This is a genomic window from Bacillus sp. EU52 (assembly GCF_037964975.1).
GTDB classification, from domain to species: Bacteria; Bacillota; Bacilli; order Bacillales; family Bacillaceae; genus Bacillus; species Bacillus subtilis.
On the sequence record NZ_CP150177.1, the window covers coordinates 333,885 to 358,234 of the forward strand.

Here is a 24,350-nt window from a genome sequence, read left to right on the forward strand (position 1 = left end):
TAGGTTCAACCTATGGAGGCTGAAATGGATATTAAAGTGATGGAATATGCAGCGGAAATTGCCCGGCGCCAAAGCTTTACAAAGGCGGCGGAACATCTTCATATCGCACAGCCGTCTCTCAGCCAGCAAATCAAAAAGCTTGAGGCTGAGCTGGGGCTTATCCTTTTTCACAGATCCCATGGCTCTGTTACACTGACACCTCACGGCAGGCGTTTCATTGAAAAAGCCGAGGACATCATTCGTTCCAGAAATGATTTGCTTCGGGAAATGCAGGAGCGATCTCAGGGAATCGGTCATAAATTATCCATCGGGATTCCTGCTGTAACAGGGAGATATCTCTTTCCTCCGCTGCTGAAGCAGTTTTTGGCGCGCTATCCTCATGTGGAGGTTCAGCTTGTTGAAAAAGATCCGGTTTCATTAGAGGAGATGACGGCAAAGGGAGAAGTTGACCTTTCTGTTTTATCCTTGCCCATCGAGGATGAACGGCTCTCCATTACACCCTTGCTCACGGAACCGGTTGTTCTCGCGGTGCCGAAGGAAAAACAAAGGTGGATGCCGCCGGAATTGGTCGCGCTGATTGAGAAAGTGCTGGAAGAAGATGAGGGACGCCAGCCGTGTGTGCCGATTGACATGGTAAGGAACGTGCCCTTTATTCTGTTAAAAGAAGGCTTCGGCTTTCGCAGGACAGTTCTCGATCTCTGCGCGGAAAGCGGCTTTAAGCCGAATGCTGCCTTTAAGACGAGCCATATTGAAACCGCCCAATCTCTTGTGGCTAATGGATTAGGTGTGACTATGGCACCGAATATGGTCAGAAGGGATAAAGATCCGGGTGTGATCTATTTATCGATTCAATCCGCGCCATCACGAACCCTCGTCTTTGTCTTTTTAAAGAACCGCTATGTCAGTCTGACGGCCCAGGCCTTTATGGAACTAAGCCGGGAAAGTCTTAAACAAACGTTTGATGAAGGCTGTCTGGGAAACAAAGATGAAAATATTTAGAAAACAAAGACGAAACGTGGTAGTATAGGAATACAAACTAAATCTTATAAAACAAAGGGGAATAATCGGAAATGCAACTATTCGATCTGCCGCTCGACCAATTGCAAACATATAAGCCTGAAAAAACAGCACCGAAAGATTTTTCTGAGTTTTGGAAATTGTCTTTGGAGGAACTTGCAAAAGTCCAAGCAGAACCTGATTTACAGCCGGTTGACTATCCTGCTGACGGAGTAAAAGTATACCGTCTCACATATAAAAGTTTCGGAAACGCCCGCATTACCGGATGGTACGCGGTGCCTGACAAGGAAGGCCCGCATCCGGCGATCGTGAAATATCATGGCTACAATGCAAGCTATGATGGTGAAATTCATGAAATGGTAAACTGGGCACTCCATGGCTACGCCGCATTCGGCATGCTTGTCCGCGGCCAGCAGAGCAGCGAGGATACGAGTATTTCACTGCACGGTCATGCTTTGGGCTGGATGACGAAAGGAATTCTTGATAAAGATACATACTATTACCGCGGTGTTTATTTGGACGCCGTCCGCGCGCTTGAGGTCATCAGCAGCTTCGACGAGGTTGACGAAACAAGGATCGGTGTGACAGGAGGAAGCCAAGGCGGAGGTTTAACCATTGCCGCAGCGGCGCTGTCAGACATTCCAAAAGCCGCGGTTGCCGATTATCCTTATTTAAGCAACTTCGAACGGGCCATTGATGTGGCGCTTGAACAGCCGTATCTTGAAATCAATTCCTTCTTCAGAAGAAATGGCAGTCCGGAAACAGAAGTGCAGGCGATGAAGACACTTTCATATTTCGATATTATGAATCTCGCTGACCGAGTGAAGGTGCCTGTCCTGATGTCAATCGGCCTGATTGACAAGGTCACGCCGCCGTCCACCGTGTTTGCCGCCTACAATCATTTGGAAACAGAGAAAGAGCTGAAGGTGTACCGCTACTTCGGACATGAGTATATCCCTGCTTTTCAAACGGAAAAACTTGCTTTTTTTAAGCAGCATCTTAAAGGCTGATAAATGTGAAAAGCCGCCGCATATCATCAGGCGGTTTTTTTCTGCAAACTGCCGGAATGAGAACAGACTGGAGACGAATAGATATGAAACAAAGAATCATTGATGAATTAAAACGGATCGAGCAGTCATACGGAGTCAAAATCGTGTATGCCGTCGAGTCAGGAAGCCGCGCATGGGGATTTCCCTCGCAGGATAGTGATTACGACGTCCGCTTTATTTATGTGCCGAAAAAGGAGTGGTATTTTTCAATTGAGCAGGAGCGTGATGTCATTGAGGAACCGATTCACGATTTGCTGGATATCAGCGGCTGGGAGCTGAGAAAAACGCTTCGGCTTTTCAAAAAGTCAAACCCTCCGCTCCTCGAATGGCTGTCCTCAGACATTGTGTATTATGAAGCATTTACGACCGCAGAGCAGTTAAGAAAACTGCGCACGGAGGCATTTAAGCCTGAAGCAAGCGTGTATCACTATATCAATATGGCGAGAAGGAACGTCAAGGATTATCTACAAGGACAAGAGGTCAAAATTAAAAAGTACTTCTACGTTCTTCGGCCTATTTTGGCCTGCCAATGGATTGAAAAGCACGGAACCATACCGCCAATGGACTTTACTGTTTTGATGAATGAACTTGTTGCTGAACCCGAGCTGAAGGCTGAAATGGAAACCTTGCTTGAACGGAAAAGAAGAGGGGAAGAGCTTGACCTCGAAGCAAGAATCGATGTTATTCACCAATTCATTGAAACGGAAATCGAAAGAATCATGGAAGCGGCAAAAGAACTGAAGGCAGAGAAAAAAGATATGACATCTGAATTGAACCGTTTGCTTTTGAATACGGTTGAAGAAGTGTGGAAGGATGGAGGAAGCTGATGTTTTTTGTCGCTTCCTTTTCTCCTTTATTCGACAGAATCCCCCCCGACTTTCTAACTATCTGATTGTGGCAAACCCACAAAAATAATCAGAATCTTTGTATTTTGAGAATATTGTGAACGCTGGTTTTGTCCATTTACAATAAACTCATACAAATACTTCTTAGATTGCGGGGTGTTGAGGTTGGAAGTGATCACAAGAGATTTTTTCTTATTTTTATCCAAAAGCGGCTTTCTCAATAAAATGGCGAGGAACTGGGGAAGCCGGGTAGCAGCGGGTAAAATTATCGGCGGGAATGACTTTAACAGTTCAATCCCGACCATTCGACAGCTTAACAGCCAAGGCTTGTCAGTTACTGTCGATCATTTAGGCGAGTTTGTGAACAGCGCCGAGGTCGCACGGGAGCGTACGGAAGAGTGCATTCAAACCATTGCGACCATCGCGGATCAGGAGCTGAACTCACACGTTTCTTTAAAAATGACGTCTTTAGGTTTGGATATAGATATGGATTTGGTGTATGAAAATATGACAAAAATCCTTCAGACGGCCGAGAAACATAAAATCATGGTCACCATTGACATGGAGGACGAAGTCAGATGCCAGAAAACGCTTGATATTTTCAAAGATTTCAGAAAGAAATACGAGCATGTGAGCACAGTGCTGCAAGCCTATCTGTACCGGACGGAAAAAGACATTGACGATTTGAATTCTTTAAACCCGTTCCTTCGCCTTGTAAAAGGAGCTTATAAAGAATCAGAAAAAGTAGCTTTCCCAGAGAAAAGCGATGTCGATGAAAATTACAAAAAAATCATCCGAAAGCAGCTCTTAAACGGTCACTATACAGCGATTGCCACACATGACGACAAAATGATCGACTTTACAAAGCAGCTTGCCAAGGAACATGGCATTGCCAATGACAAGTTTGAATTTCAGATGCTGTACGGCATGCGGTCGCAAACCCAGCTCAGCCTCGTAAAAGAAGGTTATAACATGAGAGTCTACCTGCCATACGGCGAGGATTGGTACGGCTACTTTATGAGACGCCTTGCAGAACGTCCGTCAAACATTGCATTTGCTTTCAAAGGAATGACAAAGAAGTAAAAAAGGAGAGATTATCATGACAACACCTTACAAACACGAGCCATTCACAAATTTCCAAGATCAAAACAACGTGGAAGCGTTTAAAAAAGCGCTTGCGACAGTAAGCGAATATTTAGGAAAAGACTATCCGCTTGTCATTAACGGCGAGAGAGTGGAAACGGAAGCGAAAATCGTTTCAATCAACCCGGCTGATAAAGAAGAAGTCGTCGGCCGAGTGTCAAAAGCTTCTCAAGAGCACGCTGAGCAAGCGATTCAAGCGGCTGCAAAAGCATTTGAAGAGTGGAGATACACGTCTCCTGAAGAGAGAGCGGCTGTCCTGTTCCGCGCTGCTGCCAAAGTCCGCAGAAGAAAACATGAATTCTCAGCTTTGCTTGTGAAAGAAGCAGGAAAGCCTTGGAACGAGGCGGATGCCGATACGGCTGAAGCGATTGACTTCATGGAGTATTATGCACGACAAATGATCGAACTGGCAAAAGGCAAACCGGTCAACAGCCGTGAAGGCGAGAAAAACCAATATGTATACACGCCGACTGGAGTGACAGTCGTTATCCCGCCTTGGAACTTCTTGTTTGCGATCATGGCAGGCACAACAGTGGCGCCGATCGTTACTGGAAACACAGTGGTTCTGAAACCTGCGAGTGCTACACCTGTTATTGCAGCAAAATTTGTTGAGGTGCTTGAAGAGTCCGGATTGCCAAAAGGCGTAGTCAACTTTGTTCCGGGAAGCGGAGCGGAAGTAGGCGACTATCTTGTTGACCATCCGAAAACAAGCCTTATCACATTTACGGGATCAAGAGAAGTTGGTACGAGAATTTTCGAACGCGCGGCGAAGGTTCAGCCGGGCCAGCAGCATTTAAAGCGTGTCATCGCTGAAATGGGCGGTAAAGATACGGTTGTTGTTGATGAGGATGCGGACATTGAATTAGCGGCTCAATCGATCTTTACTTCAGCATTCGGCTTTGCGGGACAAAAATGCTCTGCAGGTTCACGTGCAGTTGTTCATGAAAAAGTGTATGATCAAGTATTAGAGCGTGTCATTGAAATTACGGAATCAAAAGTAACAGCTAAACCTGACAGTGCAGATGTTTATATGGGACCTGTCATTGACCAAGGTTCTTATGATAAAATTATGAGCTATATTGAGATCGGAAAACAGGAAGGGCGTCTAGTAAGCGGCGGTACTGGTGATGATTCGAAAGGATACTTCATCAAACCGACGATCTTCGCTGACCTTGATCCGAAAGCAAGACTCATGCAGGAAGAAATTTTCGGACCTGTCGTTGCATTTTGTAAAGTGTCAGACTTTGATGAAGCTTTAGAAGTGGCAAACAATACTGAATATGGTTTGACAGGCGCGGTTATCACAAACAACCGCAAGCACATCGAGCGTGCGAAACAGGAATTCCATGTCGGAAACCTATACTTCAACCGCAACTGTACAGGTGCTATCGTCGGCTACCATCCGTTTGGCGGCTTCAAAATGTCGGGAACGGATTCAAAAGCAGGCGGACCGGATTACTTGGCTCTGCATATGCAAGCAAAAACAATCAGTGAAATGTTCTAAGCGGGACTAAATGGGCATCCTCCCTGCGGGGGTGTCCATTTCATCCATATACTATAAAAAAGAGGAGGAAGTGCCATAGAAAACACACAGCTGATTATTTCGATTTGTATTTATATGGCGGGAATGCTGCTAATCGGCTACTTTGCTTACAAGCGTACGTCGAATCTGACGGATTACATGCTGGGAGGACGCTCTTTGGGTCCGGCAGTAACTGCTCTCAGTGCCGGCGCTGCCGATATGAGCGGCTGGCTGCTAATGGGGCTTCCGGGCGCCATGTTTTCTACTGGTCTGAGCGGCGCTTGGATCGTCATCGGACTTTGCCTTGGAGCGTGGGCGAACTGGCTTTACGTCGCACCGCGGCTGAGAACCTATACTGAAAAAGCGGGGAATTCGATTACAATTCCCGGATTCCTGGAAAATCGCTTCGGAGATCAAACAAAGCTTCTCAGACTGTTTTCAGGAATTGTCATTTTAGTCTTTTTCACGTTTTATGTATCGTCCGGAATGGTGTCCGGCGGCGTCTTATTCAACAGCATCTTGGGGATGGATTATCACACCGGCCTGTGGATTGTGACGGGTGTTGTTGTGGCATATACCCTGTTTGGCGGCTTTTTGGCAGTCAGCTGGACAGATTTTGTTCAGGGGATCATTATGTTTGCCGCACTCATTCTTGTGCCGATCGTTACGTTTTTCCACACGGGAGGAGCAGGTGATACAGTTGCTGAAATCCGCTCTGTAGATCCTGATATGTTTAATATTTTCAAAGGAACGAGCGTCCTTGGCATTATTTCTTTGTTTGCCTGGGGGCTGGGATACTTTGGTCAGCCGCATATTATTGTGCGTTTTATGGCGATCACGTCTGTCAAAGAGATCAAAAGAGCGCGCAGAATCGGGATGGGCTGGATGATTTTGTCTGCAGTAGGCGCAGTGCTGACCGGTTTGGGCGGAATCGCTTATTACCATCAGCGCGGCATGACACTGAAGGACCCAGAGACGATTTTTATTCAATTAGGGAATATCTTGTTCCATCCGATTATCACGGGTTTTCTGATTTCAGCGATTTTGGCCGCGATTATGAGTACAATTTCTTCCCAGCTGCTTGTGACATCAAGCTCTCTGGTAGAAGATTTGTATAAGTCGATGTTCAGACGCTCAGCTTCAGATAAAGAACTGGTGTTTTTAGGCCGACTGGCTGTTCTGGCTGTTTCAATTGTCGCGTTGGTTCTGGCTTGGGAGAAAAATAACACCATCCTTGGATTGGTCAGCTACGCGTGGGCGGGCTTCGGTGCATCATTCGGGCCGGTTGTACTGCTCAGTCTGTTTTGGAAACGAATGACCAAATGGGGGGCACTCGCCGGCATGATTGTGGGAGCAGCGACTGTAATCATTTGGGCGAATGCCGGTCTTTCGGACTTTCTGTATGAAATGATACCTGGTTTTGCTGCGAGTCTATTATCCGTCTTTTTTGTCAGCATATTGACGCAGGCTCCGTCACAAGCTGTCACAGACCAGTTCAACGACTACCAAGATACAATGTCACAATAAAGATCGAAAGGAGGAGGAAGGGGCTGTCCCTTTTTCCTCTTTTCTCCTTTTAAGCGGCCATTTTTTTCTTTTGGAAACCAACGTATTTTTTTCTATACAAAAAGACCCCGTATGGATATGATTAAAGTAAAAAAAGTATAGGAGAAAAAGGTATGGAAGAGCTTTTAGAGAGAGTTTTTTCATTTTCAGATGTTGATAAGCTGATTGATTTTATTAGCTATGAACTGCAAAAGCCAGTGATACTGGAAAGCGCGGATTTCTTTTTGTTAGCCTATAATTCTTACTATATTAACCATTTTGATTCTGCCAACCAGCAGACTATTTTTTCGAAAAAGTGTCCGGTCCAGATTTTTGAGAGGTTTCTGAAGGACGGAATTATTGAAAAATTGAAAACAGAGCCTGAGCCTTTTCGCGTCAATAAAATTGAAAGCATTGGGTTAAACCAGAGGGTGGTCGTGAGTGCAAAGCACAAAGGGGAAGTCATGGGCTACATCTGGATTCAGGAGCTGGACCAAAATCTGACGGATGAAGAGCTCGACTTTTTGTACGAGACCTCCTTCCATGTCGGGAAAATCATTTATAAAACGAATAAATTGAAACAGGAAAAGGAAGAAAAAGCAGAGGATCTCATCAAACGGGCGATCTATCAGCAATTTACCTCTGAGAAGGAACTCAGACGGGAAGCTGAAAGGATCAACACCGTGCTGCCTTCCATGTTTTCAGTTGTTATCCTGCACGCCGCAAATGGGGATGGGGAAGCGGTTGAGGATTTAAAGGAAAATATCAGGTCGTACCTGAATTTACGGGATAAGGTCAGTCATGTCTTAACGATCGAATCAAACATTGTCATCGTCGTAGCGAGTTTTTCCCAAAAAAGCTCCGTCTCCTCAGCAGCTTCTGAGTTTATTAACAAGCTGTTAACACATTTTCACTTTCAAAAAATACCTACCCCTATTTATATCGGTATCGGAAACGAATATAATCACCTATTAAAACTTGGCAAGAGCTACACAGAAGCACTTGAAGTCATCAAAGCCGCAGAAATCACCGGCAATCAGGAAAACATTCCATATGAATATGCCAAACTCGGTATTTACCGCTATTTAGAAAGCATCGAACAGAAAAATGAATTTTTAGAATACGAGAATAAAGATTTAGCTTTATTAAAAGCGAAAGACGAAGAAAGCAGCACTGAGCTGCTCAAAACCTTGGAAATCTATCTCCTCAACAACTGCAAAACAAAACCAGCGGCAGAACAGCTGTTTATTCACCAAAATACATTGAATTACCGCATCAAACAGATTACTGAGATGACGTCGATCGATTTAAGCGATTTCAGAACTCGGTGCCAGCTCTATCTCGATTTGATGCTGATGAAAAAGAAATAAAAAAGAAACCAGTACTTGTACTGGTTTCGTCTTCACTTAAAATCCTCTGTAAACATACGGATCATCAGGTTTTTTAATGGTATTCCAGTCAGTTACTTTGACGACAGGGAGAGTTGACTTGAATGGCTGGTAATACTCTGAGGCCAGAGTGCCCTTAATGTGAATCCATTCATCATCCTTGATGTCCATGTCCTTCGGAAATTCCACAAGCATCCCGTACACGCCGGAATCAGCGATACAGTGAATGATGCCAAACCTTAATACGAACAGCTGATTTTTGTTAATTGCGTTTCCTTTGTAAGCAAATCCATGGAAATCTATCGTCCGTCCGAGAAATTCACCCGGATAATTATAGATGGTTTCCATTCCTTTTAGGAAATCGTCATCGGTCAGAGAAATCTCTTTTTTGCTGGAATACTTATTAAACAGCTGTTTCATTTGTTTGTCATAGCTGTCTTGCGCGTAATAAAGGCTGGCATCAGGCCGCAAATACTGTGTTTGGGAGTAGTGATCTCCGCTCTCCATCGCCTTAAACGAGAACCCTTTTGTTTTGACTATGGATGAGTCAAGCGTTGCAATCGGGAAGAAGATGCCTGACACCAAAGGAAAAAGAAAAACAACATAAATCAAATAACGCTGATAAAATGGCTTGTTTTGTTCATGGTCATGCTCGTGATCATGGCCGCACCCGCAATCATGGTCATGGTGATGCCCGCTTTTTTCAGGCGACTTGATAAATAGGTACGCTTGAACGGCTGTCAAAATGGCCAGCAGGAAGATCGCAATAAAGGATAGATAGGCATATTTCATATTGATATATTTTGTTAGATTTCCGGAGGCATGCAGATGATAAAAGAAAAACGTAAATCCCATCAGCACCAATAAACGAAACATCCAATCACCCCTTTACCAGTAGTGATCCCGCTAAAACAATCACGACAATGTATGTAATCAGCAGGAAAACAAATCGTTTTTTGAAGGCCGCAAGCATCATCAATAGATTCTTAATATCCACCATTGCGCCAAAGACGAGAAAGGCAATTAACGATCCTAATGAAAATGTGCTGCTGAAGGAAGACGCGATGAACGCATCAACTTCTGAACAAAGCGACAGGACAAACGCCAGACCCATCATCACGAGGGAAGAGGATACATCATTCTGCCCGATCGCAAGCAGAGTGGATGTTTTGACATACGTCTGCATTGCGGCTGCGATAAAGGCGCCGATGATTAAATATTTCCCCACGGAGAAAAATTCATCAATGGCATGCCGCAAGGTCCCGCCCAGTTTTTGGAGCAAGGTGCCGTGATGATGATGGTGGTGCCCGGGTTCATCAGGCTTTAAAAGCTGGTTATCCTTAAATTGATAGGATAAGATGACCCCGATGATCAGCGAAACGGCGAGAGCCAGTCCGCCTCTGTAAAAGACAACGCTCCATCTATTCCCGAACGCAATATAAGTAGAAAATAAAACGATAGGATTAATGATAGGCGCGGTCAGCATGAAAGCAACGCCCGCATGCAGAGGAACTCCCTTTAACAGAAGCCGCCTCGTAATCGGGATGATGCCGCATTCGCAGGCGGGAAATAAAACGCCGGCCAGCGCACCGAATAAAACGGCGAGAAAACGGTTTTTCGGCATGATTCTTGCAATCATTTCTTCAGAAACAAACATTTGAATGATTCCGGAAAGTATGACGCCAATCAGAATAAACGGAATGGCTTCTATTAAAATGCTGATAAAAATAGAATTCAGCTGAAGAAAAGATGATTGTGCTGTCACAATAAAACCTCCGCTCATGTTAAGCTGCCTTTCTTATGATACCAGAAAAAAAGGCACTGCTTGTTTGACGGAGGAGGGGAAAGGATCGTTTCACTTTGGTTAGGATTCCAAAAAGCCGAGTAGGATACTGTCTGTTTCTGCAGCTTCTTTTCCGAGCCAAATCAGGTGTCCCCATGAGTGAAGCAAACAGAGAGCAGCGCCACGAATGTGCTCTTTTGCATGATGTGCATGTGACAAGTCAACCAATCCATCATAAACACTTTGCATAATCAGCACGGGACATATGATGGCTTGCAGGTCTTTTAAAGAGACAGCGGCGGTTTGTGACAAGTCAATCAGAAATCCTTCACCCGAGCGCTGCCGGCTGTTCATTTTCCGAAATGCTTCTATGTCTTTTTCATTCATCAAGGACTTGATTCGCTGAAACGGAAGCGTGCTGAATTGGGGGCTCATAGCTCGAAACATCAAACGCGGGAAAGCGTTATTCAAAGAAGAAATTAGCTTCCATATCCACTTTTCCACCGGCGGGCGGAAGAGAATTCTCCCCAATTTATATTCAGTGTCTTTTGGGGTGAGCCACTCTTTGGTGACCGCGGATTGCAGGGTCAATGTATTTACTCTTTCCGGATAATGTGAGGCAAAGCATATGCCGCTTGGCCCTCCTGCTGAGATGGCGATCACATGGACACTCTCGATTTGTAGATGATCTAATAATTTCACATAGAAACGGCAGGCATTGGCAAGACTTTTTCCAATTTCTTTTGACGTCCGTCCATAGCCAGGCCTTGAAGGCGTAATGATGGAATACCCTTGCTCAATCAACGCTGTGTATCCGAATTCCTCGTAACAATTTGAATGCCCGCCATGCATGACAAGGATGGGGGCACCCTTTTCAGCCACTGAATATTCTAGTGTATGTCCTTCGAAGGTGATCGTTTCGACTCGTCTTTTCATCTGTTTCACCCAATTGGTTTTTGCCTATTATAGAGTTTTCAGCAATTGATCACAAGGTGAAGAAATGAATAAACACAGGCTCGTGAAATATGATATACTTTGTATTGATATTCATTCTCAATTAAAATGGTTTGATATAGATGTGAACGGGAGGCAGGACGGATGGCTGAGAATCAAGAGGTATATGACGTTACGATAATAGGGGGCGGGCCGATTGGGCTGTTTACTGCTTTTTACTGCGGGATGCGGGAGCTGAAAACAAAGGTAATCGAATTTTTGCCGAAGCTCGGAGGGAAGGTGTCTTTATTCTTTCCTGAGAAAATCATTCGCGATATCGGCGGCATACCGGGGATTGCGGGAAAGCAGCTGATCGAGCAGCTGAAGGAGCAGGCGGCAACGTTTGATCCTGATATCGTATTGAATCAGCGTGTGACCGGGTTTGAACGCCTAGATGACGGCACCATTGTTCTGACGGGTTCTGAAGGCGAAAAGCACTATACAAGAACTGTGATTTTGGCTTGCGGCATGGGTACACTTGAGGTCAATGAGTTTGACAGCGAGGATGCGGCCCGATATGCGGGCAAAAATCTTCATTACGGAGTGGAGAAGCTCGATGCGTTTAAAGATAAGCGCGTGGTGATATCAGGCGGCGGAGATACTGCGGTCGATTGGGCTAATGAGCTTGAACCGATTGCGGCGTCTGTGACTGTCGTTCATCGGCGTGAGGAATTCGGCGGAATGGAAAGCAGCGTGACGAAAATGAAGCAATCATCGGTGCGGGTGCTTACGCCTTATCGGCTGGAGCAGTTGAACGGAGATGAAGAGCGCATCAAAAGCGTGACCGTTTGTCATACTGAGTCTAGCCAGAGGGAAGACATAGAAATTGATGAGCTGATCATCAATCATGGGTTCAAAATTGATCTCGGGCCGATGAAGGAGTGGGGACTGGAGATTGAAGAAGGCAGGGTGAAAGCTGACAGACATATGCGAACGAATCTTCCGGGCGTGTTTGTGGCGGGCGACGCGGCTTTTTATGAAAGCAAGCTGAGATTAATTGCCGGCGGCTTTACGGAAGGCCCGACAGCAGTCAACAGCGCTAAGGCTTATTTGGATCCTAAGGCTGAGAATATGGCGATGTATTCCACCCATCATAAAAAATTGGTACATAAATAAAACAGCCCTTGGGGGAAAGGGCTGTTTGCCATCAGCTGTGAAGGAGTTTTTTTTCCGCTTGTTGATTTTGGATGAAAGCAAATAATTCATCCTGTTCTTGGATGGCTGTGAATCCATAAGCCCCGGCAGCTGAGTCATCGCCTATACAGACGATAGGAGGCCGGCTTGCTGATGGATCCGGCGAAATGCCAATTTGTTCGCCACCATTGATCAATTGCTGAACGGACAGCTTGTTCGGGCAAATGACCATGTGCAGCGGGGATTCACTGATGGTACGCTGAATCATGTGGGTGAACCGGTCATCTATGACGTTTTCATGAGTGATATAAAACGAACAGGATTCATGCTTTTGCATGTTTTCCACTGCATGGCGGCTCCCGACAACAAGACGTTTCTCTGAATCAGGCTGAATGGCGGTGACAAGAAAGCCCCGTTTCTCAAGCTCTGTCTTTGCTTGCTCAGATGCTGCACTCAGTTTGGCTGTCAGCTGGCGGATGTCGATTTTCTGAGAAGCCAGTGCTCTGAAAAATTCACAAACCGCCCGGCGCGATGTGAAAAAAACGTCTTCAAAGGTGCCAATCTTTCGAAGAATGTCTTCATTGACAGGCATGTTTTCGGTCCGCCATTTCGGCCACTCGATGAGATCGGCGCCGGAATCGCGCAGCTTGTCTGCAAGCGGGTCTTCATCTTCGCCATGAGTCACAACCATCAAATGCCGTCCGATGAGCGGTTTGCTTTCAAACCAGCTGTGTGTTTGAAAGTTGACGATGTCTCCGATGACGATAATCGCAGGGTTTGTAATCTGGTGTTCCTGCACTTTTTGCTGAATGTTCTCAAGTGTTCCTTTCACACTCCGCTGGCGGCCCCACGTTCCCCATTGGATGACAATGACAGGGACAGAAGGCGATTTCCCGTATGAAATAAGCTGCTGGCAAATATAAGACAAGTTCTTGACACCCATGTAAAAAACAAGGGTTTGAACGCTTCGGGCCAGCCCTTCCCAGTCAAGGTTCGGCGTGCCTTTTAATGATTTATCATGCGCTGTAATCATGGCAAAAGACGATGCAAAATCCCGATGCGTGACGGGGATGCCCGCATATAGCGGCGCTGCAATTCCAGAGGTGATTCCCGGCACCATTTCATAGCGAATGCCGTGCTCATGAAGAGCATCTGCTTCCTCGCCGACTCTGCCGAATACGCTCGGATCTCCGCCCTTCAAGCGAACGACGGTTAACCCATTTAATGCTTTTTCAACCAGCAGGGCGTTAATTTCTTTTTGTTTCATAAAATGGCGGTTTGGCAGTTTTCCGCAATAAATAAACTGGCAGTCCGGTGATGCAAATTCGAGCAGCTTCGGGTTGGCGAGCCGGTCATATAAAATCACATCTGCTTCCTCGAGCGCCTGTTTTCCTTTGATGGTGAGCAGGCCTGGGTCGCCGGGTCCGGCTCCCACGAAATATACGATTCCGTTCTTCATGATCATGTCATCCTTCCGTCACTGTAAAAAATGAAGGACCACTAGAAAAGTGATCCGGTCTTTTGATCAATATACGAGATAAACATGTTCTCCTTCGATCAGCGTTTCATATGTTTTGACGCATCCGTGGTCAGGTTCTTGGACGATTCCGTCTTCTAAGGAAATTTTCCAGTCGTGCATCGGGCAGAAAACATATTGACCGCTGACGATGCCTTCTGCCAGGACGCCGCCCTTATGCGGACAGCGGTTTTCAATGGCGCGGATGCTTCCGTCTGAAAGCTTGAAAACCGCGAGCTCCTTATCTTCAATATACACTGTTTTGCCTAATTGTTCAGGCAATTCTTCAATTTTTCCGATACATACTTTTGTTACGTCTTTGTTTACCATGTCCATTCCTCCTCAATGATAGTTTTTGTCATTATGATGTGGTCACGACATTTTCAAATAATTCTTTAGAGGTTTGTTTATCCTCTAAAAAGTCTTTCCACGGATCCTTGTGGACAGAGAGTGTTTCATTCATTCGGCCGTTCAGCTCCTGCCGCTTTTCCGGATCGTTTAACACGGATTGGACATGGGATAAACCGACGCGCTCAAGCCATGCGGACGTACGCTCCAGATAGTTTGCGGTTTCCCTGTAATATTGCAGGTAAGCGCCCGCGTATTCTAAGACTTCTTCATTTGTTTTCACCTTCATCAGCAAATCGCCGGCACGCAAATGGGTTCCGCCGTTTCCGCCGACATAAAGCTCCCAGCCTCCGTCGATGCCAACAACGCCAAGGTCCTTAATGCCGGATTCCGCACAGTTTCGCGGGCAGGCAGACACGGCCATTTTGACTTTGTGAGGCGTGTTCAGCCCTTCGAATTTTTTCTCAAGCGCAATGCCCAGTGCCATGGAGTCTTGTGTGCCGAAGCGGCAGAATTGCTCGCCTACACATGTTTTCACTGTGCGGAGCGTTTTTCCGTACGCGTAGCCCGATGGCATATCAAGATCTTCCCATACCTTCGGAAGGTCTTCTTTTTTCACGCCGATAAGATCAATTCGCTGGCCGCCTGTCATTTTCACGAGCGGGATCTCATATTTGTCAACGACATCGGCGATCTTGCGCAAATCTGTGGAGTTGGTCACGCCGCCGTACATCCGAGGAACGACTGAGTATGTTCCGTCTTTTTGAATATTGGCGTGCATTCGTTCATTAACAAAGCGGGATGTCCGGTCATCCTCGTATTTGGTTGGATTGATCATGCCTAAGTAGTAGTTCAGAGCGGGTCGGCATTTAGAACAGCCTTCTGGCGTTTTCCAGCCGAGCACATTCATGACTTCTCTTGTATGTGACAGCCCTTTGGCTTTGATTTCTTCTACGACTTCATCTCTCGACAATGTGGTGCAGCCGCAAATGGCTTCTTTTTGCGCTGACGCATCAAAGTCTGATCCGAGCGTATGCTGGAGGATTTCTTCTACGAGCGGCTTACAGCCTCCGCATGAGCGGGATGCGCCGGTGCATGCTTTGATTTCGTCCGTTGACGAGCAGCCCTTTTCCTGTATGGCTTGAATAATCGCACCTTTTGACACGCCGTTACAGCCGCAGATGATTTCATCGTCGCTCATCGCTGCGGTTATGCTTGTGCCTGCTTCCTGGCTGAGGGGCTGTAAGATTGATATTTTAGAGGTTTCAGAGATATCGGCTTCTTTTTGAATCATAGAAAACAGGCGATTGCCTTCGCTGCTGTCGCCGAATAAAACAGCACCGACAATTTGATTGCCTCTCAGGACTATTTTTTTATAGATGCCGTCCTGCTCATCGAAGACTTTAATCGCTTTTTTCTCCTCTGATTCGTTAAAGTCACCGGCAGAGAAGACCTCGACGCCTGATACCTTTAACTGTGTGGAGAGAACGGAGCCCTCATACGGTTTTGTTTCGATGCCGCACATATGCTTTGCCAGCACTTTTGCCTGTTCATACAGCGGCGCCACAAGCCCGTAGGCGATTCCTCGGTGCTCGGCACATTCGCCGACCGCGTAAATGTGCGGGATTTCAGTCTGCATATAATCGTTGACGATGATGCCGCGGTTAACCGGAATGCCGCTCTCGGCCCCGAGCGTTGTATTTGGGCGGATGCCGACAGCCATGACGACTAAATCAGCTTCAATGCTTGTGCCATCCTTGAATCGGAGGCCTTCGACACGGTCGTCACCGACAATTTCTTCTGTTTGCTTTTCAAGTAAAAAGGTCATACCTTGTTTTTCTAACTCGTTTTGCAGCAGGCGTCCTGCCGTTGCATCAAGCTGGCGCTCCATCAGGAATGGGGCAAGGTGGATGACGGACACATCCATGCCAAGATTCAGCAGTCCGCGAGCTGCTTCCAAACCAAGAAGTCCTCCGCCGATGACGGCAGCTTTTTTATATTGTTTTGACGCGGCGAGCATTGTGTCTGTATCTTTTATGTCCCGGAAAGCTGTGACGCCTTTTTTGTCTGCGCCCGGAATCGGAAGGATAAAAGGGACCGAGCCTGTCGCCAGGATCAATTCATCGTAAGGCTGGATTCTGTCTGCATCTGTGATGACTGTTTTGTTTTCCGTGTCCACTTTGATGGCTGTTTCATTTGTATACAATTGAATGTTGTTTTCTTCGTACCAGTCCCAATCGTTTAACGTAATATCTTTAATATCTGTATCGCCTTGAAGCACTTTTGACAAAAGGATTCGGTTGTAATTGGGATGCGGTTCGGCACCGAAAATTGTGATCTGAAACTCGTCTTTAGCAACACTCAGTATCTCTTCAATGGCCCTTACCCCGGCCATTCCATTACCAACAAGAACTAGCTGTTTTTTTCCCATCAGATGATCCGCTCCTTATCAATGTTTTTTCCAGCGTAGCACAGCAAAAAGGAATATTTAAGATACATGTTATAAAATGTAACAAAATATACGAAAAGTTCTAAAAATTTTATGAAAAATTTAAATAGGTCTGATTCGGACGGCGCATACCTTAAAACCGGGCATTTTACAGGCTGGATCTAAGGCTTCTCCGATTAAATCATTCACATTTTGAGCGTCTGCCCAATGGATGGGAACAAAAACAGTATCTTTTCTGATTTGTTCTGATAATTTGCTGCGGACGGTGATGCTTCCCCGCGGCGATTCTATTTTTACCAGTACACGGTCCTCGATATTGTAGGTCGCTGCTGTTTGCGGATGGATTTCCATAAACGATTCAAAATGTCTCGCGGCAAGGGCGGCGCTTTTTCTTGTTTGGACGCCTGTTAAGTAGTGAGACATGACTCTGCCTGTCGTTAAATAAAGCGGATAATCGGCTGTCGGCTTCTCTTTTGGAACAGGTGGTTCGTTTGGAATCACACTTAATGCCGCTTTTTGATCCGGATGAGCAAATGATTCTGTAAACAAGCGCCCAGTTCCGGGATGATCAGATTCCGGACACGGCCAATGAATGCCGCCTTCACGTCTGAGCCTGCCGTATGAGATGCCTGAATAATCGGCAATCCCGCCTCGGCTCGCTTCTCTCAATTCATTAAAAATATCCTCCGCTGACGTATAAGAAAAGTAGCGGCCCTTGCCGAGAGCGGATGCGAGATCACAAATGATCTGCCAATCATGCTTTGCTTCGCCGGGACATGGCCGGCTTGCTTCTCTTAATGTCACGCGTCCTTCTACATTTGTCATGGTGCCTTCATCTTCTAAGTAAGAGGAGGCGGGTAAAATCACATCTGCGTATTTCGCAGTCTCAGAAATAAACAAATCGATTGCAACAAAGAATGTCAGTTTACGTAAAGCCTTTTTCACGAGATTCGCATTTGGACTGGAGACAGCAGGATTGGAGCACATGAGGAACAATCCTTTAATGTCGCCGTCATTGATTTTTTCCATCATTTCATAGGCTGAGACACCTTTTCGCGGCAGATCATCCTGATGGATTCCCCACACTTTCGCAACATGTGCCCGGTGTTGTTCGTTTTCAATAGATCGATAGCCCGGAAGCTGATCGGCTTTTTGGCCATGCTCTCTTGCACCTTGCCCGTTGCCTTGTCCGGTGATCGCCCCGTAACCTGAGTAAGGTGTACCGATTTTTCCTGTGATCAGCACCATGTTTAAGAAGCCTTTCACAGCCGCTGTTCCATCGGTTTGCTGTTCAATCCCGCGGGCTGTAAACAGCATGCCGGACGTTTCCTTGGCAAACTTTACAGCCGCTTTTCTTATATCCGCCAGGGGGACACTCGTCTGTTCGGCGATGTCATTCAGGTCCAACGAGTCAGTATGCTGCTTCAGCTCTTCGAATCCATTTGTTCGTGATTGAATGAAATCCTCGTTTATAAGCTGTTCGTCAATGATGATTTTGACGAGAGCGTTGGCGAGGGCGGCGTCTGTGCCAGGTTTGATTTTCAGATGAAGATCGGCGATTTTTGTTGTTGCTGTTTCACGCGGATCAATGGCAATGATGTAAGCTCCGTTTTCTTTCGCTTTTTCAAAATACGGCATAATCGTAGGCTGGCATTCCGCGATATTGGTGCCGGCCAGAATGATCACACGGGTGTGGGGAATGTCTGATAAGGGATTCGTTAAGCCTCTATCGGCTCCGAATGTTTGGTTGGCTGCGGTTGCTGCGGCGGACATACAAAGCCTCCCGTTATAGTCGATGTATTTTGTCTGTAAGCCCACCCGTGCGAATTTCCCTAACAAATACGCCTCTTCATTTGTAATCGAGGCGCTTCCGTATACCGCCATGGCGTCATGGCCGTGTTCTGCTTGGATCATTGTCACTTGGTCTTTAATGTAATTCAATGCTTCTTCCCAGGAAACAGGGATAAACTCGCCGTTTTTCTTCAGCAGAGGGCGGGTGATGCGAGAGGAGTTCAAGGCATGCTGGTGAGCATTCATGCCCTTCATGCATAGCCGCCCCTGTGTTGTAGGATTATTAATCCCGATCGCAGTGTACTTTTTGCGCGTGACGATGGTTTGTTCCACGAGCTGCATTTTGCACTGCATGCTGCAAAACGGGCATTGGGTGTCATATGTTTTTTCTGATTGGACGTCTTGCTGTTTATCTCGGAAATATCTAAGCAGTCGTTCAGTCAAAATGTCTCATCCTTTCTTATATGCGCCCGTCTCTACAGTCGGGTTTTGGATCAGTGACAGATCTGTTTGGAGGCTTTCCAGCAGCTGTGCCCTTAGGTCTTCTTCGAATAGCACTTCTCTGATATGAACGATCCCGAGACGGTCTATCCACTGATGAACAGCTTCTAAGTAATGAGCCGTTTCCCGATAATACTGGATCAGTCCTTTGATCATGCCGGCAGTGCTGTCTTCGTTCTCAGTCACGCAAAACAAAGCTCCTGAACGGGCATGAGTTCCCCGGACGCCGCCGATGTGAATGTCCCAGCCAGCTTGTGTCCGAATTGCGCCGACATCTTGCAGGGCGGCATCGGTGCAGTCTGTTTCACATGATAAGCTGATAGAAATGGGAGCGGGTAAGGGAAGCGTCTCAAGTTGTCTTTCGATTTGGGCTGCCAGCTGCTGAATCGATCGATTTTGCCCGCATGTACATGCTTTGATGCTTTGCAGCGTGTGTCGGTGTTCATTGGTGTAAACGGGCATTTTCAGATCTTTTTTCATGTTCGGGAGATCCGCAGGCTTGATCCCGGAAAGCTTCAGCCTTTGGCCGTGAGTGATGGATACGTCGGGAATGCTGTATGCCTCAATGATGTTGGCGATGGTTCTTAGCTGCTCCGCGTTTGTCCGCCCGCCGTACATTTGCGGGATCAGGATGCATGTCTCTTCAGTGGCTGGCTCAGGCTGGACAAACCCAGGGTACAGCATTTCCAGATAGTATTGAATCGCAGGAACACAAGTACTGCATCCGTTTTTTGTTTTCCAGCCAAGCTGGTTCATCACTTCTGCCGGATTAGTGAATGGCCTGCGCTGAAGCTCAGCGATGATGTCGTCTTCTGTAAAATCAGTACAGCTGCAAAACGAAGGTGTGCCGGCGGGCTTCGTATATTCGCTGTTGGTCATGTATCTCAAAAGGTCTTCAACGAGCGGTTTGCATCCTCCGCAGGACCCAGTGGCTTTGGTGCAGTGCTTGACTTCCTCAACAGTTGTTAAGCTTTTCGTGTACACCGCGTCTTCAATCGCGCCTTTCGTCACTGTGTTGCATTGGCAAATCGTTTCACTGGAAGGCATGGATTCAAATAAAGGGCCGCTTGTCTCCGGTTCGATGATCTGCTTTTTGACAATGGAGATGTCTCGTTGTTTAAGCAGGCTGTCGAGAAGCCGCTGCTTGTCATGGGTGTCTCCGAATAAAATAACGCCGGCCAGTTTGTCATCTACAAAAAGTGCTTTTTTATAAACGCCTGCTTGTTCGTCGTAGATTTTGATGCTCGTCGTGCGTTCATCCTCTTGGATCTTTCCTGCTGACCACACATCGATTCCAGCTATTTTTAACGCCGAAGATGGTGCTGAGCCTTGATATTCCTCACATGGAACGCCGCAAATATGACTGGCGAGAACTTTTCCCTGCTCATAAAGCGGAGCCACCAATCCGTACACCGTTCCGTTATGCTCAGCGCATTCACCAACGGCGTAGATATTCGGTTCGCTTGTCTGCATGAAGTCATTCACGATGATCCCGCGGTTCACTTTGATTCCAGCAGATACAGCCAATTCAATATTCGGTTTGACGCCGGCCGCCATCACAATCAAGTCTGCTTTTAATGAAGAGCCATCTTTAAAATGGATTCGGTCTGCTTTCGTGGTGCCGGAAATGGAGACGGTGTCTTTCTCCAAAAGAAAGGTTAGGCCTTTTTGTTCCAGCTCTGTTTGCAGCAGCCGCGCCGCTGTTTGATCGAGCTGTTTTTGCATAATGCCGGCGGAGTGGTGAATGACGCTGACATTCATACCGAGATGCTGTAAACCGACTGCAGCTTCCAGTCCTAATAAGCCGGCTCCGATTACCGCAGCCTTTTGAAAGTGCTGGGCCATGTTCATCAGCGCTTGGCAGTCTTCTATTGTCCGAAATCCATAGACACCTTTTTTGTCTGCCCCGGGGATAGGGAGAATATGAGGGGAGGAGCCTGTTGCCACTATTAATTTGTCATACGACAGAGTGCGTTTCCGATCTGTGATGACCTGCTGCTGATCTGTATCAATCTGAATAACCGTTTCGCCTGTGTAAAGCGTGATCCCGTGCTTGTCGTACCAATCCTTGCTGTTCAGTGTAATATCATCGAGTGACGCTTCACCCTGCAATACAGAGGATAAGAGAATGCGATTGTAATTGGGATGCGGCTCGCTTCCGAAAATGACAATCTCAAACATGTGGCGATTCAGCTTTAATACTTCTTCAATACAGCGGATTCCGGCCATGCCGTTTCCCGCTAACACCAATCTTTGTTTCTTCATGTATCAGACCTCCTTTGGCGAAGCTCGTAAGTTTTCTCCTATTAAAAATTATGTCACAATGCACTGTTAACGCATTAAACGTGTCACAAAAACTTACACATGTCTTTTCCATAAAATAATGGTCCTATATCCTTGATTCAGAAAATGTAAAATAATGAGGGTCTAGAAAGGGGAATCTTATGAAGCTGTCGGAACTGAAAACTAGCGGTCATCCACTCACTTTGCTCTGTTCCTTTTTATACTTTGATGTCAGTTTTATGATATGGGTTATGCTTGGGGCGCTGGGTGTTTATATTTCTCAGGATTTTGGCCTGTCTCCTTTTGAGAAAGGGCTTGTCGTAGCTGTGCCGATTTTATCTGGATCAGTGTTTCGTATCATTCTTGGTATTTTAACGGATAGAATCGGACCGAAAAAAACGGCAGTGATCGGGATGCTGGTGACGATGATTCCGCTGCTTTGGGGGACATTCGGCGGCCGTTCCCTGACTGAGCTGTATGCCATCGGGATTCTGCTTGGCGTGGCGGGGGCAAGCTTTGCTGTAGCGCTGCCTATGGCCAGCCGCTGGTATCCGCCTCATTTGCAGGGACTTGCGATGGGGATTGCCGGAGCGGGGAACAGCGGCACGTTGTTTGCAACCCTGTTTGGCCCTCGTCTGGCAGAGCAGTTCGGCTGGCACATTGTCATGGGAATTGCGCTTATTCCATTATTGATCGTCTTTATTCTTTTTGTATCCATGGCAAAGGATTCTCCTGCACAGCCGGCTCCGCAGCCGCTCAAAAGCTATCTGCATGTGTTCGGGCAAAAGGAAACATGGTTTTTCTGCCTGCTGTACAGCGTCACATTTGGCGGATTTGTCGGGCTCTCAAGCTTTTTATCTATTTTCTTTGTTGATCAATACCAGCTGTCAAAAATTCACGCAGGGGACTTCGTTACATTATGTGTGGCGGCGGGGAGCTTTTTCCGGCCTGTCGGGGGCTTGATTTCGGATCGTGTCGGCGGCACGAAAGTTCTTTCTGTACTGTTTGTCATCGTGGCACTGTGTATGGCCGGAGTCAGCAGCCTGCCATCTCTTTCAATGGTTATTGTTCTATTGTTTGTCGGAATGATGGGGCTCGGAATGGGTAACGGTGCAGTATTCCAGCTCGTGTCGCAGCGTTTTCGTAAAGAAATTGGCATGGTGACGGGAATCGTCGGTGCGGCCGGAGGAATCGGAGGGTTTTTCCTGCCGAACATCTTAGGATCTCTCAAACAGATGACAGGCACATATGCTATCGGTTTTATCACGTTTTCCTGTATCGCGCTGCTGGCGTTTGCACTTGTGCTTGCCGCAGGCTATTACTGGCGGAAAAGCTGGAGCGCGGAAAGCAGCCCGGCGGATGTTTAGGATTTTGACGGACACGCGTTTGTGCGTGTCTTTTTTATTTTCTCTTGATTTTCAACAGTGAACCGATCAAAATAAATAGTAATTATTACGATTTGTTAGTGAGAGGAGTTTTCTGAATGAATCAACATACGCTGCTCCCGAAAAAAAAGGAGCGTCTTCAATACTTTGGATCGGTCAGTCCGATCAAAGGCGAGAAACCAGTGGAAAAAGAGAAAATGAAGGACCTGCAAAATATCAGGAAGGATTATTTTTTTGATATTCAGCATGTAGGTGTCGCTAATGTGTCCCATCCAGTCACAATCACTTCTGCCATGATGCCTGCCGAGCAAACAACGGCTGCGAACTTTACAATGACTTGTAATTTGCCGAGAAATCAGAAGGGGATTAACATGAGCCGGTTAACAGAGCTGCTGCAAGTCTATCATCAAAATGGCTGGGTTCTCTCATTTTCCTCTCTTCAGCAATTTACGAAAGAGCTTGCAGAAAACATGGACATATCATCTGCCACAGTTGAAGTGAGGTTTCCGTGGTTTTTCGAACGGAAAAGCCCGAAGCTTGAGAAAGCGGGTTTGATGCATGCTGATATATTCATGTCTGTCACCTATCGCAAAGATCAGCCGTTTAAACAGCGTGCCGGCATCTCAGCAAAAGTAACGACTCTGTGCCCTTGCTCCAAGGAAATCAGCGAATACAGTGCCCATAATCAGAGGGGAACGGTCAGCATTTGGGCGGATATTCATCCGGCCGCATCGCTGCCAAGTGATGTTAAAGCTGATTTGCTTCACGCCGCAGAATCAAATGCTTCTGCGAGACTGCATCCGGTATTGAAGCGGCCTGATGAAAAAGCCGTGACAGAAACGGCCTATGAAAATCCGAGGTTTGTTGAGGATCTCGCCCGGCTGATTGCTGCAGATTTGTTTGAGCTTGAATGGGTGTCAGCCTTTGAGATTGAATGCCGCAATGAAGAATCGATCCATCTCCACGATGCCTATGCGAAGCTGTGTTTTTCGAAGGAAGTGGATAAAATATGAAACGCTCATTATTCATTATTGCAGTTCTTATGCCAGTCAGCCTGCTGTCAGCCTGCTCCGATCATGCAGAAGAACACGCAAGTATCAATACAAAGAAAACGGTCGAAAACATAACGGACGTTCGAAAAACAGCAAAAACAAGCATTGATTGGACGAAGCCTTCGGGCGGAGAATACCCGGATATTAAACAGAAGCATGTCTGGATTGATGTGAATGTGAAGGAGCAGAAGGCTTACATCAAGGAAGGAAGCAACACCATCTATACAATGATGATCTCTTCTGGTCTTGATCAAACAAAAGATGATGCTACGCCAAAGGGCACCTTTTATGTAGAGCCTGAACGGGGAGAATGGTTTTTCTCCGAAGGATACCAGGAAGGCGCAGAATACTGGGTATCATGGAAAAATCACGGTGAATTTTTATTTCATAGTGTGCCAATGACTAAGGATCAAAAAGTCATCAAAACGGAAGCAGAAAAACTAGGAACGAAAGCATCTCACGGATGTATCAGGCTGACCATTCCAGATGCGAAATGGGTATATGAAAATATCCCTGAACATACAAAAGTGGTGATCAGCTGAATTGAAAACCGTTGACAAAAAGGAAAAAAGACCATACAATTTAAATCGTAACAATTACGTTTTA

General features: G+C 46.4%; 19 protein-coding genes. 11 read left to right on the top strand and 8 right to left on the bottom strand.

The annotated features are described in order from the left end of the window. The first annotated feature begins 24 nt into the window (after positions 1-24). From NSU05_RS01820 to putR, 7 genes are all read left to right on the top strand, one after another. Positions 25-999 carry a LysR family transcriptional regulator gene (locus NSU05_RS01820; protein ID WP_038428330.1) on the top strand — a complete coding sequence of 325 codons (975 nt, stop codon included), beginning with the start codon at positions 25-27 and terminating at the stop codon, positions 997-999. Between the two features lie 71 nt (positions 1,000-1,070). Then, positions 1,071-2,027: a cephalosporin C deacetylase gene (gene cah, locus NSU05_RS01825; RefSeq protein ID WP_033883122.1), complete on the top strand. Its 957-nt coding sequence runs from the start codon at positions 1,071-1,073 to the stop codon at positions 2,025-2,027. 83 nt (positions 2,028-2,110) lie between these two features. Then, a complete protein-coding gene (locus NSU05_RS01830; RefSeq protein WP_003246492.1) occupies positions 2,111-2,893 on the top strand; it encodes a nucleotidyltransferase domain-containing protein in 783 nt (260 codons plus the stop codon). Between the two features lie 189 nt (positions 2,894-3,082). Continuing rightward, the gene (gene putB, locus NSU05_RS01835) at positions 3,083-3,994 is read left to right on the top strand and encodes a proline dehydrogenase PutB (RefSeq protein WP_072173922.1); all 912 of its coding nucleotides are present in this window, start codon (positions 3,083-3,085) and stop codon (positions 3,992-3,994) included. A 16-nt stretch (positions 3,995-4,010) separates the two neighbouring features. Beyond that, positions 4,011-5,558, top strand: coding sequence for an L-glutamate gamma-semialdehyde dehydrogenase (gene pruA / locus NSU05_RS01840; protein WP_003234655.1), 1,548 nt, complete (start codon positions 4,011-4,013; stop codon positions 5,556-5,558). A gap of 123 nt (positions 5,559-5,681) precedes the next feature. Then, the gene (putP, locus tag NSU05_RS01845) at positions 5,682-7,103 is read left to right on the top strand and encodes a sodium/proline symporter PutP (protein WP_010886399.1); all 1,422 of its coding nucleotides are present in this window, start codon (positions 5,682-5,684) and stop codon (positions 7,101-7,103) included. 152 nt (positions 7,104-7,255) lie between these two features. Continuing rightward, complete coding sequence (putR, locus tag NSU05_RS01850; RefSeq protein ID WP_003234651.1) at positions 7,256-8,491, top strand: proline utilization transcriptional regulator PutR; 1,236 nt, start codon at positions 7,256-7,258, stop codon at positions 8,489-8,491. Between the two features lie 36 nt (positions 8,492-8,527). On the opposite strand, the gene NSU05_RS01855 is transcribed toward putR, so the two are convergent. The 3 genes from NSU05_RS01855 to NSU05_RS01865 form a co-directional block, all read right to left on the bottom strand. Continuing rightward, positions 8,528-9,385 carry a TIGR03943 family protein gene (locus tag NSU05_RS01855; RefSeq protein WP_038428331.1) on the bottom strand — a complete coding sequence of 286 codons (858 nt, stop codon included), beginning with the start codon at positions 9,383-9,385 and terminating at the stop codon, positions 8,528-8,530. A gap of 4 nt (positions 9,386-9,389) precedes the next feature. Next, entirely contained in the window at positions 9,390-10,274 is an 885-nt protein-coding gene (locus NSU05_RS01860; RefSeq protein WP_010886400.1) for a permease, read from the bottom strand. A gap of 99 nt (positions 10,275-10,373) precedes the next feature. Further along, positions 10,374-11,228: an alpha/beta hydrolase gene (locus NSU05_RS01865; protein WP_038428332.1), complete on the bottom strand. Its 855-nt coding sequence runs from the start codon at positions 11,226-11,228 to the stop codon at positions 10,374-10,376. A 162-nt stretch (positions 11,229-11,390) separates the two neighbouring features. Between NSU05_RS01865 and ffoR the strand changes: the two genes are divergently transcribed. Further along, positions 11,391-12,401: a ferredoxin--NADP(+) reductase gene (gene ffoR, locus NSU05_RS01870; protein ID WP_038428333.1), complete on the top strand. Its 1,011-nt coding sequence runs from the start codon at positions 11,391-11,393 to the stop codon at positions 12,399-12,401. A gap of 31 nt (positions 12,402-12,432) precedes the next feature. On the opposite strand, the gene cobA is transcribed toward ffoR, so the two are convergent. The 5 genes from cobA to nasB form a co-directional block, all read right to left on the bottom strand. Then, positions 12,433-13,884 (bottom strand): uroporphyrinogen-III C-methyltransferase, encoded by a 1,452-nt coding sequence (cobA, locus tag NSU05_RS01875; RefSeq protein WP_072692960.1) that lies wholly within the window; start codon positions 13,882-13,884, stop codon positions 12,433-12,435. 60 nt (positions 13,885-13,944) lie between these two features. After that, a complete protein-coding gene (gene nirD, locus NSU05_RS01880) occupies positions 13,945-14,265 on the bottom strand; it encodes a nitrite reductase small subunit NirD (protein WP_003246252.1) in 321 nt (106 codons plus the stop codon). Between the two features lie 31 nt (positions 14,266-14,296). Then, positions 14,297-16,714 (bottom strand): NADPH-nitrite reductase, encoded by a 2,418-nt coding sequence (gene nasD / locus NSU05_RS01885; RefSeq protein ID WP_038428334.1) that lies wholly within the window; start codon positions 16,712-16,714, stop codon positions 14,297-14,299. Between the two features lie 120 nt (positions 16,715-16,834). Then, positions 16,835-18,967, bottom strand: a complete 2,133-nt coding sequence (nasC, locus tag NSU05_RS01890) for an assimilatory nitrate reductase catalytic subunit (RefSeq protein WP_339204390.1) — start codon at positions 18,965-18,967, stop codon at positions 16,835-16,837. Positions 18,968-18,973: 6 nt separating this feature from the next. Then, positions 18,974-21,289 (bottom strand): assimilatory nitrate reductase electron transfer subunit NasB, encoded by a 2,316-nt coding sequence (nasB, locus tag NSU05_RS01895; RefSeq protein WP_038428336.1) that lies wholly within the window; start codon positions 21,287-21,289, stop codon positions 18,974-18,976. Positions 21,290-21,468: 179 nt separating this feature from the next. On the opposite strand from nasB, the gene NSU05_RS01900 reads away from it, so the two are divergent. The 3 genes from NSU05_RS01900 (at position 21,469) to NSU05_RS01910 (ending at position 24,286) form a co-directional block, all read left to right on the top strand. Next, positions 21,469-22,674 carry a nitrate/nitrite transporter gene (locus tag NSU05_RS01900; protein ID WP_038428337.1) on the top strand — a complete coding sequence of 402 codons (1,206 nt, stop codon included), beginning with the start codon at positions 21,469-21,471 and terminating at the stop codon, positions 22,672-22,674. A 116-nt stretch (positions 22,675-22,790) separates the two neighbouring features. Further along, on the top strand, positions 22,791-23,705 hold the full coding sequence (gene folE2, locus NSU05_RS01905; protein WP_038428338.1) for a GTP cyclohydrolase FolE2: 915 nt from the start codon (positions 22,791-22,793) through the stop codon (positions 23,703-23,705). Then, positions 23,702-24,286 carry a L,D-transpeptidase gene (locus NSU05_RS01910; RefSeq protein WP_038428339.1) on the top strand — a complete coding sequence of 195 codons (585 nt, stop codon included), beginning with the start codon at positions 23,702-23,704 and terminating at the stop codon, positions 24,284-24,286. The genes folE2 and NSU05_RS01910 overlap by 4 nt, the downstream gene beginning before the upstream one ends. Positions 24,287-24,350 lie beyond the last annotated feature (64 nt).

Coding starts and splice junctions, on each gene's coding strand:
- NSU05_RS01820 (WP_038428330.1), top strand. CDS start 25: ATGGATATTAAAGTGATGGAATATGCAGCGGAAATTGCCCGGCGCCAA.
- NSU05_RS01855 (WP_038428331.1), bottom strand. CDS start 9,385: ATGTTTCGTTTATTGGTGCTGATGGGATTTACGTTTTTCTTTTATCAT.
- putR (WP_003234651.1), top strand. CDS start 7,256: ATGGAAGAGCTTTTAGAGAGAGTTTTTTCATTTTCAGATGTTGATAAG.
- pruA (WP_003234655.1), top strand. CDS start 4,011: ATGACAACACCTTACAAACACGAGCCATTCACAAATTTCCAAGATCAA.
- folE2 (WP_038428338.1), top strand. CDS start 22,791: ATGAATCAACATACGCTGCTCCCGAAAAAAAAGGAGCGTCTTCAATAC.
- nasD (WP_038428334.1), bottom strand. CDS start 16,714: ATGGGAAAAAAACAGCTAGTTCTTGTTGGTAATGGAATGGCCGGGGTA.
- NSU05_RS01900 (WP_038428337.1), top strand. CDS start 21,469: ATGAAGCTGTCGGAACTGAAAACTAGCGGTCATCCACTCACTTTGCTC.
- ffoR (WP_038428333.1), top strand. CDS start 11,391: ATGGCTGAGAATCAAGAGGTATATGACGTTACGATAATAGGGGGCGGG.
- cah (WP_033883122.1), top strand. CDS start 1,071: ATGCAACTATTCGATCTGCCGCTCGACCAATTGCAAACATATAAGCCT.
- nirD (WP_003246252.1), bottom strand. CDS start 14,265: ATGGTAAACAAAGACGTAACAAAAGTATGTATCGGAAAAATTGAAGAA.
- NSU05_RS01910 (WP_038428339.1), top strand. CDS start 23,702: ATGAAACGCTCATTATTCATTATTGCAGTTCTTATGCCAGTCAGCCTG.
- NSU05_RS01865 (WP_038428332.1), bottom strand. CDS start 11,228: ATGAAAAGACGAGTCGAAACGATCACCTTCGAAGGACATACACTAGAA.
- putP (WP_010886399.1), top strand. CDS start 5,682: ATGCTGCTAATCGGCTACTTTGCTTACAAGCGTACGTCGAATCTGACG.
- NSU05_RS01830 (WP_003246492.1), top strand. CDS start 2,111: ATGAAACAAAGAATCATTGATGAATTAAAACGGATCGAGCAGTCATAC.
- cobA (WP_072692960.1), bottom strand. CDS start 13,884: ATGATCATGAAGAACGGAATCGTATATTTCGTGGGAGCCGGACCCGGC.
- nasB (WP_038428336.1), bottom strand. CDS start 21,289: ATGAAGAAACAAAGATTGGTGTTAGCGGGAAACGGCATGGCCGGAATC.